This is a genomic window from uncultured Limnohabitans sp., from assembly GCF_937889215.1.
Lineage (GTDB): Bacteria > Pseudomonadota > Gammaproteobacteria > Burkholderiales > Burkholderiaceae_C > Limnohabitans_A.
Genome location: NZ_CALBEX010000501.1, coordinates 1 through 13,141 on the forward strand (window position 1 = coordinate 1; position 13,141 = coordinate 13,141).

General features: G+C 62.1%; 9 protein-coding genes and 2 pseudogenes. 5 read left to right on the top strand and 6 right to left on the bottom strand.

Annotated features, from left to right (window positions below; genetic code table 11):
- A pseudogene (locus Q0341_RS12680) lies at window positions 1-230 on the bottom strand (amidase family protein); the annotation flags it as partial.
- 66 nt (window positions 231-296) lie between these two features.
- On the opposite strand from Q0341_RS12680, the pseudogene Q0341_RS12685 reads away from it, so the two are divergent.
- Window positions 297-1,726, top strand: a pseudogene (locus tag Q0341_RS12685) (amidase).
- Between the two features lie 55 nt (window positions 1,727-1,781).
- On the opposite strand, the gene Q0341_RS12690 reads toward Q0341_RS12685, so the two are convergent.
- A complete protein-coding gene (locus tag Q0341_RS12690; protein WP_299513933.1) occupies window positions 1,782-2,216 on the bottom strand; it encodes a rhodanese-like domain-containing protein in 435 nt (144 codons plus the stop codon).
- 193 nt (window positions 2,217-2,409) lie between these two features.
- On the opposite strand from Q0341_RS12690, the gene icmF reads away from it, so the two are divergent.
- Entirely contained in the window at window positions 2,410-5,700 is a 3,291-nt protein-coding gene (gene icmF, locus Q0341_RS12695; RefSeq protein WP_299513935.1) for a fused isobutyryl-CoA mutase/GTPase IcmF, read from the top strand.
- A gap of 3 nt (window positions 5,701-5,703) precedes the next feature.
- On the opposite strand, the gene Q0341_RS12700 is transcribed toward icmF, so the two are convergent.
- Complete coding sequence (locus tag Q0341_RS12700; protein ID WP_299513937.1) at window positions 5,704-6,636, bottom strand: 3-keto-5-aminohexanoate cleavage protein; 933 nt, start codon at window positions 6,634-6,636, stop codon at window positions 5,704-5,706.
- Window positions 6,637-6,898: 262 nt separating this feature from the next.
- Between Q0341_RS12700 and Q0341_RS12705 the strand changes: the two genes are divergently transcribed.
- The 3 genes from Q0341_RS12705 (at window position 6,899) to gshB (ending at window position 10,371) form a co-directional block, all read left to right on the top strand.
- Window positions 6,899-8,395, top strand: a complete 1,497-nt coding sequence (locus Q0341_RS12705; RefSeq protein WP_299513939.1) for an AMP nucleosidase — start codon at window positions 6,899-6,901, stop codon at window positions 8,393-8,395.
- A 15-nt stretch (window positions 8,396-8,410) separates the two neighbouring features.
- Window positions 8,411-9,319, top strand: a complete 909-nt coding sequence (locus Q0341_RS12710) for a diacylglycerol kinase family protein (RefSeq protein ID WP_299513941.1) — start codon at window positions 8,411-8,413, stop codon at window positions 9,317-9,319.
- A 101-nt stretch (window positions 9,320-9,420) separates the two neighbouring features.
- Window positions 9,421-10,371 (top strand): glutathione synthase, encoded by a 951-nt coding sequence (gshB, locus tag Q0341_RS12715; protein WP_299513943.1) that lies wholly within the window; start codon window positions 9,421-9,423, stop codon window positions 10,369-10,371.
- Window positions 10,372-10,503: 132 nt separating this feature from the next.
- Here the strand turns inward: gshB and Q0341_RS12720 are convergent, their stop codons facing one another.
- The 3 genes from Q0341_RS12720 to Q0341_RS12730 are packed head-to-tail and all read right to left on the bottom strand — an operon-like array spanning window position 10,504 to window position 13,040.
- On the bottom strand, window positions 10,504-11,268 hold the full coding sequence (locus tag Q0341_RS12720; RefSeq protein ID WP_299513945.1) for a class II glutamine amidotransferase: 765 nt from the start codon (window positions 11,266-11,268) through the stop codon (window positions 10,504-10,506).
- A gap of 3 nt (window positions 11,269-11,271) precedes the next feature.
- Window positions 11,272-12,798, bottom strand: a complete 1,527-nt coding sequence (locus tag Q0341_RS12725; RefSeq protein WP_299513948.1) for an MFS transporter — start codon at window positions 12,796-12,798, stop codon at window positions 11,272-11,274.
- Window positions 12,795-13,040: a cysteine-rich CWC family protein gene (locus Q0341_RS12730; protein WP_299513950.1), complete on the bottom strand. Its 246-nt coding sequence runs from the start codon at window positions 13,038-13,040 to the stop codon at window positions 12,795-12,797. The genes Q0341_RS12725 and Q0341_RS12730 overlap by 4 nt, the downstream gene beginning before the upstream one ends.
- Between the last annotated feature and the right edge of the window lie 101 nt (window positions 13,041-13,141).

Consider the following 13,141-nt stretch of genomic DNA (forward strand, 5'->3'; position numbering starts at 1 on the left):
ACAGGCGTGCCTTGCTGGCGGTGCGCTTGCCAGCGCGCTTCACTGGCGCGGGCACTGGCCAACGCGCTTGGCGCGTCCACCAGACAAAAGGCGTTGATTTGGGGGTTGACGCGCTCGATGCGCTCAAGCACCGCCTGGGTCACCTCCACCGGCGAGGCCTGGCCGCTGCGGTACAGCGCCAACAGCGCGTGGGCGGGTGTCTGGGTCAGGTCGTGTGAGGGGTTGTTCATGGGGGTGCAGCCTTGACGGTGTTGTGGACAAATTCATAATACAAGTCCACTCAAGCGTCTCGCCATATGGTCAACCCTGATTCCTCTGCACTGGATTTGTCCCGCGCCATTCACCTCAAACAGGTGTCTTGCGAGGAAGTCATGCAATCCACCCTCCAGCGCATTGCGCGCCTGAATCCGCAATCCAACGCCATCGTCAGCCTGCAAGAACCCGAACTTTTGATGGCACAGGCGCGTGAACGCGATGCCCAATTGGCGAAAGGCGAGTCCATGGGCTGGATGCACGGCATGCCTCAAGCCATCAAGGATTTGGCCAATGCACAAGGCCTGCGCACCAGTTTGGGCAGCCCGCTCATGAAAGACTTTGTGGCCTCTGAAGATGGCCTCATGGCCCAGCGCATGAAAGCCGCAGGCGCCATCGTGATCGGTAAGACCAACACGCCCGAATTTGGCCTGGGCTCACACACCTTCAACGAAGTGTTTGGCCCGACCCGCAACGCCTGGGACCCGAGCAAATCGGCGGGTGGCAGCAGCGGCGGTGCGGCCGTGGCACTGGCCCAGCGCCTGCTGCCCGTGGCCGATGGTTCGGACTTCATGGGCAGTTTGCGCAACCCTGCGGGCTGGAACCATGTGTTTGGCATGCGCCCGTCGCAGGGCCGGGTGCCCATGTCGCCCGCGCAAGACGTGTTCATTGCCCAACTGGGCACTGAAGGCCCCATGGGCCGCCATGTGCGCGATGTGGCCATGCTGCTGTCGACACAAGCTGGAGCCCATCCGTCCAGCCCCTTGAGCCTGACCGGTGACTCGGCTGTGTTTGCTGGCACGTTGGACATGGACCCGAAGGGCCAGCGCGTCGGCTGGCTGGGCAACCTGCAAGGCTACCTGCCCATGGAAGAAGGCGTTCTGGATGTGTGCGAATCGGCACTGAACAGCTTTTCGGGCATGGGCTGCACCGTTGATGAAGCGCGTCTAGGCATGCCACCTGAGCAAATTTGGCAAGCTTGGCTTGTGTGGCGGCAGGCTTTGGTGGGGCCGCGCATCGCACCATTCCTCATCAACCCGGTCAACCGGGCGCACATCAAAGCCGAGGCGCTGTGGGAGCACGACCTGTCACTCAACCTGACAGGGGCCCAACTCATGGCCGCCAGCGCCAGCCGCACGCGTTTTTACATGAGCATGCTGCAGCTGTTTGAAAAATTCGACAGTTAGCCATTCCGACGGCCCAAGTCTGGCCCTTTGATGTGTCGCTGCGCTGGCCACAAAGCATTGCGGGCCAAAGCATGGACACCTACCACCGCTGGATGGAGGTGGTGATTTACGCCACCTTTGCGGGCTTGCCATCCATCAGCGTGCCTGCAGGCTTTGGCGCAAACGGCCTGCCCATGGGCCTGGCCCTCATTGGCAAACCCCAAGGGGACCTGGCACTGCTGAAACTGGCCCACGCCTACGAAATGGCCACCCAAGTGATGATCAACCGCCGCCCGCCTGGCGTTTGAAGGTGGGCCTCGGCTTCACGCCCGGGGTGACACCGTCAGCCCAGTCAAACTCACCTCAATTTTGCTGCCAAGGCAAGCCACGCAAGCGCCAACCGCCCGACACGCCTCGGTGCGCTTGCGCATCCGGGTCGCCCTCAAAGCCTTCGAGGATGTTGTAGGCCTGCAGGCCCAATTCGGTGGCACGTTGGGCGGCGGCGATCGAGCGCACACCGCTGCGACACAGCAGCACCAGTTTTTTGCCGCCCGCACCCACCGCTTGCACGCCCGCGTCAAAGTCGGGGTTCATGGCCATGCCGGGCCACTGTTTCCAGGCCAAGGCGTGCGCGCCGGGCACAAAACCCACCCAGGCGCGTTCGGCGTCGGTGCGCACGTCCACCAGTTCGGCCTCGCCCGACTGCACCCAGGCCCAGGCCTGCTCTGGCGAAATGTCGCCAGCGTAAGTGGCGGCGGGTTGAATGGCAGCAAGTGCTGTGGGTGCTGGTGCAGTCATGGGGTGTTCATCCAAAAGGTTTAACAGGGTCTGCTCAACAGAAGCAAGCCCAAATGATAGCTTTGACCCGGCCTGAAGACCGCGCACCAAAGTGTCAGTGACAGGACAGGCTGCAGCGGCTAAGATGCGGGTTTTGGTTGACGTTTACGTCAACGTCAACGCCATCCAGATCGCCCGCTAACGGAGACGCCCCATGACCGACTTGTCCGCTGAATTCAAAGCCCTGGCCGAATACCGCCCCACGAACAAGGTGCGCTTTGTCACCGCCGCCAGTCTGTTTGACGGCCACGACGCGGCCATCAACATCATGCGCCGTATCTTGCAGAGCATGGGGGCAGAAGTGATCCACCTGGGGCACAACCGCTCGGTGGACGAGGTGGTGACCGCCGCGCTGCAAGAAGACGCGCAAGGCATCGCGATCAGCTCGTACCAGGGTGGGCACAACGAATACTTCAGCTACATGGTCGATTTGCTCAAAGCCCGTGGCGGTGAGCACATCCAAGTGTTTGGCGGCGGCGGCGGCATGATCGTGCCCTCTGAGATCCGAGCCTTGGCCGATCAAGGCGTGCGCATCTTCAGCCCCGAAGACGGCCAAAAGATGGGCTTGGCCGGCATGATTGGTGAGATGGTCATGCGCTGCGACCAAGACGTGAGCCCCCTGGCCCCTAAATCTGTGGACGCCATCCAAGGCCACGGCGAGATGAACTGGCGCGCCCTGGCGCAGCTGATCACCGCTTTGGAAAACGGCAAGGCCGATGCCAGCGTGGTCGCGGCTGTGCGCGAACAAGCCGCGCCAAAGAAAGTGCCCGTGTTGGGCATCACCGGCACTGGCGGTGCGGGCAAGTCTTCTCTGACGGATGAATTGATCCGCCGCCTGCGCCTGGACCAGGGCGATGCGCTGCGTGTGGCCGTGATTTCCATCGACCCTTCGCGCCGCAAGAGCGGTGGCGCTCTGCTGGGTGACCGCATCCGCATGAATGCAATTTCACCCTGGTCACAAGGCCCACGCGTGTTCATGCGCTCGCTGGCCACGCGTGACTTTGGCAGTGAAATTTCAGCCGCCCTGCCCGACGTGGTCGCAGCCTGCAAGGTGGCAGGCTTTGACTTGATCGTGGTCGAGACTTCGGGCATTGGCCAGGGCGATGCGGCCATCGTGCCGCATGTGGACGTGCCCATGTACGTGATGACGCCCGAGTTCGGTGCGGCCAGCCAGCTCGAAAAAATCGACATGCTCGACTTTGCCGAGTTCGTGGCCATCAACAAGTTTGACCGCAAGGGATCGTCTGACGCCTTGCGCGACGTGGCCAAGCAGGTGCAGCGCAACAAAGAAGCCTGGACCGTTCCCACCGAGCAGATGCCGGTGTTTGGCACCATGGCAGCGCGATTCAACGACGACGGCGTGACCGCGCTCTACCAAGCGCTCAAGCTGCGCCTGGCCGAGCTGGGCATGAAAACCACGGAGGGCCGCCTGCCCGTGGTCAGCGTGCGTTACAGCACGCACCAAAACCCCGTGGTGCCCGGCGCCCGCACACGCTACCTGGCCGAGATCAGCGACACCGTGCGCGGTTACAAAAAACGCGCTGTCGACCAATCCCGCTTGGCCCGCGAAATCCAACAACTGCGCGCCGCCGCCCGCATGCTCGAAGTGGGCAAATCAGGCCGCCCAAAAGCCGCTGAGGCCGCGATTGACTTGGCCGTGCAGCGCGAACAAATCCAAGACCCCACTGCCCGCAAACTGCTGGCCCAATGGCCCGACCTGCAAAAAGCCTACGCGGGCGACGAGTACGTGGTGAAAATCCGCGACAAAGAGATTCGCACCGCGCTGACCACCAAGTCCTTGTCAGGCACAACGATTCGCAAGGTGGCGCTGCCGCAATACGAAGACGATGGCGAAGTGCTCAAGTGGTTGATGCTGGACAACGTGCCCGGCAGCTACCCCTACACCGCAGGCACCTTTGCCTTCAAGCGCGAGGGCGAAGACCCCACCCGCATGTTTGCGGGCGAAGGCGACCCCTTCCGCACCAACCGCCGCTTCAAACTGGTCAGCGAAGGCCTGCCCGCCAAGCGCCTGTCCACTGCCTTCGACTCGGTCACGCTGTACGGCAACGACCCTGACCTGCGCCCCGACATCTACGGCAAGATCGGCAACTCGGGCGTGAACGTGGCCACGCTGGACGACATGAAGGTGCTGTACTCGGGCTTTGACCTGTGCAACCCGACCACCAGCGTGTCGATGACCATCAACGGCCCTGCGCCCTCGATTTTGGCCATGTTCATGAACACGGCGATCGATCAAAATCTCGACAAGTTCAAAACCGATAACAGCCGCGAACCCACTGAGGCCGAGGCCGCCAAGATCAAGGCTTGGGTGCTGGCCAACGTGCGCGGCACGGTGCAGGCCGACATCCTGAAAGAAGACCAAGGCCAAAACACCTGCATTTTCAGCACCGAGTTTTCGCTCAAAGTCATGGGGGATGTGGCGCAGTATTTTGTGCACCACGACGTGCGCAACTTTTACTCGGTGTCCATCAGCGGTTACCACATCGCTGAAGCCGGGGCCAACCCAATCAGCCAGCTGGCCTTCACGCTGTCGAATGGCTTCACCTTTGTGGAAGCGTACTTGGCGCGTGGCATGCACATCGACGACTTCGCACCCAACCTGTCGTTCTTCTTCAGCAACGGCATGGACCCCGAGTACACCGTCATGGGCCGTGTGGCACGCCGCATCTGGGCGGTGGCCATGAAAGAGAAGTACGGCGCCAACGAGCGCAGCCAGAAGCTCAAGTACCACATCCAGACTTCGGGCCGCTCATTGCACGCGCAAGAGATCCAGTTCAACGACATCCGCACCACGCTGCAAGCGCTGATTGCGATCTACGACAACTGCAACAGCCTGCACACCAACGCGTTTGACGAAGCCATCACCACGCCCACCGAAGACTCGGTGCGCCGCGCCATGGCGATCCAGATGATCATCAACCGCGAATGGGGCTTGGCAAAAAACGAGAACCCGAGCCAAGGCGCCTTCATCATCGAAGAGCTGACCGAGTTGCTGGAAGAGGCCGTGCTGGCCGAGTTCGAAAAAATCGCCGAACGCGGCGGTGTTTTGGGCGCGATGGAAACCGGCTACCAGCGCGGCAAGATCCAGGACGAGTCCATGCACTACGAGATGCTCAAGCACACCGGCGAGCTGCCCATCATCGGCGTCAACACCTTCCGCAATCCCAAGGGCGACGAGGTCATGGAAACCCTAGAGCTGGCCCGCTCGACCGAGGAAGAAAAGCAGTCGCAACTCCAGCGCCTGAACGACTTCCACGCGCTGCACGCTGCCGAATCACCGGCCATGCTCAAGCGTTTGCAGCAAGCGGTGATCGACAACGGCAACGTGTTTGAAGTGCTGATGGACGCGGTGCGGGTGTGCTCGCTCGGTCAGATCACCAATGCGTTGTTTGAGGTGGGTGGTCAGTACCGGCGCAACATGTGATCCTTAAAAGTTCACCCGATCCCCGCCCTTGAGCGCCAGCATGCTGCGCGCTTCATCGGGGGTGGCGATCTCCAGGTTCAGAGCTTCGAGCACTGTTCGGATGCGCTGCACCTGCTGAGCGCTGGACTCGGCCAATTTTCCAGGGCCGATCCACAGCGAGTCTTCCAGGCCCACCCGCACGTTCGAGCCCATGGCCGCGCCGATGCTGGCCAGAGCGATCTGGCCCTTGCCTGCCCCCAAAATCGACCACTGGTAATCGTTGCCAAACAAGCGGTCGGCCGTGCGGCGCATGTGCATCAGGTCTTCTGGGTGCGGACCGATGCCGCCCAAAATGCCGAACACCGACTGCACGAACAACGGCCCCGTGACCAGCCCCCGATCACGGAAGTGCGCCAGGTTGTACAGGTGGCTGATGTCGTAACACTCGAACTCAAAGCGGGTGCCGTTTTCGGTGCCCAGGCGCAAGATGGTTTCGATGTCCTTGTAGGTATTTTTGAACACCAGATCGCGGCTTTTTTCAAGGTGCTCACGCTCCCACTCGTGCTCAAAATTTTGGAACCGATCGAGTATGGGGAACAAGCCGAAATTCATCGAGCCCATGTTGAGCGACGCCACCTCGGGCTTGAAGGTCAGGGCCGGCTGCATGCGCTCGTGCACCGTCATGTGCGGGCTACCGCCGGTGGTCAGGTTGATGACGGCGTTGGTGCTGGCTTTGATCTTTTGCAAAAACGGCACAAAAAACGCCGGGTCTTGCGTGGGACGGCCGTCTGCAGGATCACGGGCGTGCAGGTGCAAGATGGCCGCGCCCGCCTCGGCCGCGGCAATCGCCGCGTCGGCGATCTCGTCGGCCGTCACCGGCAAATGCGGCGACATGCTAGGCGTGTGGATGGCCCCCGTGGGGGCGCAGGTGATGATGACTTTGCGGGCTTGGCGCATGAACAGGCTCCTGAAAGTGATTGGCCAGCATTCGCTGACGATGGCTGTGCGCCAGCATGCCCTTCTCACTGTGTTTCGAGGGTCACCAAGGCAACAAGCTCAGCCGCTTTTGATCATCCCGCAAATACCTCGCAAGTCGGGCCTTCACGGCCCAACGTTTTGGCATTTCGCAAAGCAACATTTTGAAACAGCGGCAGCAAGGCACCCGGCCTGCCCTCTGACCATGTGCAACTAAACTCCAAGATCACACCGAGGACACCCCATGCAGCACCTGCCGCCGTTCATTGCACCTTCCGAACACCACGACGCCGACAGCGCCTTGGCGCAGATTCAGCACATCTACCAGCACAGCGTGAACCACCTGCGCCAGGCCATGCGCGAGTTTGTAGCGGGCGCGGACATGGCGGACACCCGAGTGCGGGCGTTTTACCCCTTTGTGCGCGTGCAGGTCAACACCGCCAAACGCCAGCCCGAGGGGCTGAACAACCGGTTAAGTTATGGTTTCGTGGCCGAAGCGGGGCGCTTTGAAACCACCTTGACCCGGCCCGACCTGTTCGCCTATTACATCCGACAGCAACTGATGCTGCTGCTGCAAAACCACGGCGTGAGTCTCCAGGTCGGCACCAGCAGCCAGCAAATACCCATCCACTTTTCTTTCGCCGACGATGAACACATGGAAGGCAGCCTGAGCCCGGACCGCCAGGCACTGATGCGAGAAGTATTTGACCTGCCGGACCTGAACGCCATGGACGACGGCATTGCCAATGGCACACATGCGCCCACGCCCACCGATGGTCGTCCGCTGTCGCTGTTCACAGCGCCCCGCATCGACTATTCGCTGCAACGCCTGCGCCACTACACCGGCACCTCGCCGCGCTGGTTTCAAAACTACGTGCTGTTCACCAACTACCAGTTTTACATCGACGAATTCATTGCGCTCGGCCACACTGAAATGCAAAACCCAAACAGCGAATACATCGCCTTTGTCGAGCCCGGCAACATGGTCACGCGCCGTGTGGGCCTGCCAGCCGAAGAAGTGGACGCACTGGGCCAAACACCACCACGCCTGCCGCAAATGCCCGGCTACCACCTGGTGCGCAAAGGCCACAGCGGCATCAGCATGGTCAACATTGGCGTAGGCCCGGCCAATGCCAAAACCATCACCGACCACATCGCCGTGCTGCGCCCGCACGCCTGGCTGATGCTGGGCCACTGCGCGGGCCTGCGCACCACGCAGCAACTGGGCGACTATGTGCTGGCCCACGCCTATGTGCGCGAGGACCATGTGCTCGACGAAGAGCTGCCGCTTTGGGTGCCCATTCCGGCATTGGCCGAAATTCAGCTGGCGCTCGAGCGTGCGGTGTCCGAGGTCACCAACTGCCAAGGCTCAGACCTCAAGCGCCTCATGCGCACCGGCACCGTGGCCAGCACCGACAACCGCAACTGGGAACTGTTGCCCGACAACTCGCCGCAGCGGCGCTTTAGCCAAAGCCGCGCCGTGGCACTCGACATGGAAAGCGCCACCATTGCCGCCAACGGTTTCAGATTTCGCGTGCCCTACGGCACGCTGCTGTGTGTGAGCGACAAACCGCTGCACGGCGAAATAAAGCTGCCCGGCATGGCCAACCACTTTTACCGTGAACGGGTGAACCAGCATTTGCAAATTGGCATCCGGGCCTTGGAGTTGCTGCGCGCCGCCGGCCCGGCCCAACTGCACAGCCGCAAGTTGCGCAGCTTTGCCGAAGTGGCTTTTCAGTAGAAGGCGGGCACTGGCATGGCGCTGATTTTGCTGAACCCGCATGCGCAAGGTGGTCGAGCGGCGGGCCACATGGCGGCCATGCAAAACTGGCTGAACGTCCATGCCCCCGACAGCCAACTGGCGGCACCCGCGCAGCTGAGCGACAGCCTGCAGCTGTTGGACCGCCTGCCTGAAGGCAGCCGGGTGGTGGCTGTGGGCGGTGATGGCACCCTGAACCGCTGGCTGCCTACCATCTTGGGTCGGCGCTTGACGCTGGGCTTGGTGCCCATGGGCAGCGGCAACGACTGCGCCCGCGCCTTGGGTCTGATGGGCATGGCATGGCCACAAGCCTTGGCGCACGCCTTGTACGCCCCCGCCCATGCCGTGGACACGGGCTTGGCCCGCTGGACCGACCTGCAAGGCAACTCGCATCAGACGTCTTTTTTGTCAAGCCTGACCACGGGATTTGATTCGGCCATCGCGCTGCGCGCAATGAATGGTCCCCCTTGGCTCAGAGGCTTGCCGCGCTACCTGTGGGCGACACTCCAAGAACTGGTTCAATTGCAAACATGGCCTCTGTCGGTCACGGCCGACGGTGTCGTGCTGAACCAAGGGCCGGCCTTGTTTGCATCGAGTTTGAACACGCCCACCTTTGGCTCGGGCCTGCCCGCTGTACCGCACGCCCGGCTCGACGATGGCCAACTCCATGCCCTGGTCGCGGGCGTGTTCAGCCGCGCAGGCGCTTGCCTGATGCTGCCGCGCCTGGTGCTGGGCTGGCATTTGAGCCACCCTCGCGTGCAAACCCGCGCTTACCAAACCCTGGAGATCGCCTGCCCCCGTGGGGTGCCGCTGGCCACCGACGGAGAATACTTGGGCGCAGCCCAAGTGCTTTCGGTGCGCTGCCAGGCAGAGAGCCTGCAAGTGGTGGGCAAGCGCACCCACTGAACCCGCGGACAACGCCACCCTAATCGCAAGCACCGTTCACCCCGCCGACACGATTCACCCCGTCCCCAAGGGCCATAAAGCACGCCCCCTAAAATAACCTCATGAACATCCTCTTTGTTGCCGATCCCCTCGAGTCCTTCAAAATTCACAAGGACACCACTTTTTCCATGATGCGCGAAGCGCAAAAACGCGGCCACCAAGTCACGGCCTGCGAGATGACCGATGTGCGTTGGCAACAAGGCGAGTCGGTGACGGCCCAAGTGCGCGAAATTCGACTGACAGGTGATGCCGCAACATGGTTTACCGAAACCCGCACACACCGCGCTGCGCTGAAAGACTTTGACGCGGTGGTCATGCGCAAAGACCCGCCCTTTGACAGCGAATATTTTTACGCCACCCACCTGTTGGGGCAAGCCGAACGCGAAGGTGCCAAGGTCTTCAACAGCCCGGCCGCTTTGCGCAACCACCCCGAAAAACTCGCCATCATGGAGTTCCCCCAATTCATTGCGCCCACGCTGGTGACCAAGAGCGAAGCCGATATCCGCGCCTTCCATGCGCAGCATGGCGACATCATTCTCAAGCCGCTGGACGGCATGGGCGGCACCGGCATTTTCAAGGTCGGCGCAGACGGCCTGAATTTGGGCGTGATCATCGAAACCCTGAACCAGGGCGGCGCACAAACCGTGATGGTGCAACAGTTCTTGCCCGGCATCGCGCATGGTGACAAGCGCGTGCTGCTGATTGGCGGCAAACCGGTGCCTTTTTGCCTGGCCCGCATTCCACAAGGTGGCGAAGTGCGCGGCAACCTGGCCGCAGGCGGCAAGGGTGTGGCCCAACCCATATCGACACGCGACCGCGAAATCGCCGAAGCACTGGGCCCGATTCTTGTGTCACGCGGCCTGACGCTGGTGGGTCTCGACATCATTGGCGACAGCCTCACCGAGATCAACGTGACCAGCCCGACCTGCTTTCAGGAAATCACCGACCAAATGGGCTGTGACGTGGCCGCACTGTTCATGGATGCGGTGGAAGCGGCGCTGCCAAACGCTTGAACGACCAGCACACACCATCCCGTCGGGCCTTTACGGTCCGACATGCGGTTTTTTGAGAAGCAATATTTTCACAAACCGCAGGACCATGACGCCGGATGTCGGACCTGAAGGTACCGACCTAACCCTACCAACTCACGGGTTCAAATCACCGCCCTCAAAGGTGTACAAGCGCCCCGGCTCAAAGGCCACCCAAACCTCGTCGCTGGTCAAGGGCGCAGTCACCACCACCGCCACCCGGTCGCTCTTGCGGGTGTGCTCGGCAAAGTTCACGCTCAGGTCTTCATCGCTCAAGGTCGCTCGGTTGAAGGGGTGCTTGCGCAACACGTAATGCAGGTTGGTACTGGCGTGCGCCCACAAGGCCTGACCGTTGGACAGCAAGAAGTTGAAGGTGCCAAAGCGGGCGATCTGCGGCACCAACTCGCGCAGCGTCAGTGACAGCTCTTGCACACTGGGTACGCTGGCGTGCGACTTGGCCAGCTCTTGCATGAGCCAGCAAAACGCGCGCTCGCTGTCGGTCTGACCCACGGGCTTGAAGCTGCCGTGCAGGCGCGGTGCGTAGTCCACCAAGTTGCCGTTGTGCGCAAACACCCAGTAGCGGCCCCACAGTTCGCGCACAAAGGGGTGGCAGTTTTCCAGGCTCACTTCGCCCTGCGTGGCCTTGCGAATGTGCGCAATGACGTTCTGGCTTTTGATCGGGTAGCGGCGGATCAGGTCGGCAATGGGCGAGGTGCTGGCGCTTTGGTGGTCTACAAAATGGCGCACCCCCTGCCCTTCAAAAAAGGCGATGCCCCAGCCGTCGCCGTGGTGGTCGGTGATGCCGCCGCGCTGGGCAAAGCCGCTGAAACTGAAAGTCACATCGGTGGGGGTGTTGCAGTTCATGCCGAGCAGTTGGCACATGGTTCAGTCCTTGGCATTGGCCACGTTGGAGCCGGTCATTTTCCGAGCGGCCAGCAAAGCCAGCGCGGTCACGTTGGCCAGAAACACAAAGGTCTCGTTGAAGGCCCGCAAATCGGCGCTGCCTTGGCTGCTTGAAGCCAAGGCGTATACCGCCAAACGCCACTCGAGCACGATGGCGCAAATGCTCACGCCTGCTGCGCCGCCCAGCATGCGCACAAAGCCGATCACGCTCGACGCCTGCGGGATCAGGTCTTTGGGCAAGCCCCGCAAAGCGCCCAAGTTGAGCGAAGGCAAAATAAAGCCCAGACCAATGCGCCCGAGGATCACCAAGATCCACAGCAGCGCCAAGCCCGCCGCCGGGTGGACCAGCGGCATGAGCGCGAACGACAGCGCCAGCAAGGCCAAGCCCCAGCTCACCCAGTGGGCGGGTGGCATGCGGTGTGACAAGCGGCCCACCGACGCGATGGTCACGGCCAGCAAAATGCCCGCAGGCAACAAGGCCGCGCCAATGTAGGAAGGTGACAGCCCCAGTCCCATCTGCATGTAGACCGGCAGCAAATACGTGGAGCCAAACAGCGCAATGCCGTAGGTGAAGGACACCAGCGCCCCCATGGCGAAATGGCGGTGGCCAAACACCTGCAGGTTCATGAGCGGGCCACGCCGGGCCTGGCGCAAGGGCTGGCCTTGGCGGCCCGAGGCCACACGGCGAGGGCGTCGGCCGGGTTTCAGCAAATGCCGCTGCCACGCCACAAACACCGCCATGCCCATGCCCGCCAGCGCCAGCAGCGTCACAGCCACGGTGTTGTCGTCGCTGCGCAGTTGAACAAGCCCGTTGAGCAGCATCAAGGTGGAGGCGCTGGCCAGCGCCAGCCCGACCCAGTCGAGGCCCGGGCTGTCGGCATCGGCCTGCACACCGCCCGGGGCCGAGGTGGGCACATAGCGGCGCGACAACCACAGCGCCAGCATGGCCAGCGGCACCACCATGAAAAAGATCGAACGCCAGCCAAACACATCGACCAGCACCCCGCCAATGCTGGGGCCAATGGCGGGGGCAAGCACCACGCCCATGCCAAAAAGGCCGCTGGCGCGGCCTTGCTCTTCCGATGCAAAAGCACGCAAGATGATGATGGCGGGGATGGGCTGCACCACGCCTGCGGCCAGGCCCTCGGCCACGCGGGCGGCCAAGACCAGCGGGAAATCGTTGGCAAAGCCACCCACCACACCGCCGCCGAGCAGCAGCCACATGCACACCTCGTAAACCCGGCGGTAACCGTAGCGCGAGAGCAGCCAGGGCGTGGTCAGCATGGACACCGTCATGGCCACCATGAAGCCCGAGGTGACCCACTGCACCCGGCTTTGGCCCAAAGTAAAGTGCGCGCTCATGTCGGGAATGGCGACATTCATGATGGTGGACGACATCACCGCCGCCATGGAGCCGAGCATCACCGACAGCAGCAGCAACCAACGGTGCCGCTCGCCATAACGCGCTTGCAGCGCCTTCAGACTGTGGGGGCCTTGGGCCAGGCTCATGCCATTTCGCCTTGGCTTTGGCCTTGCGGAGGCTGCTCGGATGCCGCCACGCAGGTCGCGCAAATACAAGCCTTGTTGCGTGCCGCTTCGGGCACTTGCTTCAGCAAATCGGCGCTGAACTGAACCCGCATGCACCAGCACGGCCCGGGCGCTGCAGCACCGGTGTTGGGCGTGGCCATGGCACAGGCATTGGGCTGCCCGCACAAGGGGCAGCGGCAAGGGTCAAGGGCAGGCTGCGTCATGTCGTTGGCGCTCAGTCTTTGTTCTGGCGACGGCGCTGCTCGTCGCACCACAAGCGAATGACCAGGACTACCATGGGCACGGTGTGCAACAAGAAATCAAA

Bases quoted from the DNA above. Each gene is read 5' to 3' on its own strand.
- Q0341_RS12700 (WP_299513937.1), bottom strand. From the start codon at position 6,636: ATGCGCCAAGCCCGCAAAGTCATCATCACCTGCGCCCCCACGGGGGCC.
- Q0341_RS12710 (WP_299513941.1), top strand. From the start codon at position 8,411: ATGGCGCTGATTTTGCTGAACCCGCATGCGCAAGGTGGTCGAGCGGCG.
- Q0341_RS12725 (WP_299513948.1), bottom strand. From the start codon at position 12,798: ATGAGCCTGGCCCAAGGCCCCCACAGTCTGAAGGCGCTGCAAGCGCGT.
- icmF (WP_299513935.1), top strand. From the start codon at position 2,410: ATGACCGACTTGTCCGCTGAATTCAAAGCCCTGGCCGAATACCGCCCC.
- Q0341_RS12705 (WP_299513939.1), top strand. From the start codon at position 6,899: ATGCAGCACCTGCCGCCGTTCATTGCACCTTCCGAACACCACGACGCC.
- gshB (WP_299513943.1), top strand. From the start codon at position 9,421: ATGAACATCCTCTTTGTTGCCGATCCCCTCGAGTCCTTCAAAATTCAC.
- Q0341_RS12690 (WP_299513933.1), bottom strand. From the start codon at position 2,216: ATGACTGCACCAGCACCCACAGCACTTGCTGCCATTCAACCCGCCGCC.
- Q0341_RS12720 (WP_299513945.1), bottom strand. From the start codon at position 11,268: ATGTGCCAACTGCTCGGCATGAACTGCAACACCCCCACCGATGTGACT.
- Q0341_RS12730 (WP_299513950.1), bottom strand. From the start codon at position 13,040: ATGACGCAGCCTGCCCTTGACCCTTGCCGCTGCCCCTTGTGCGGGCAG.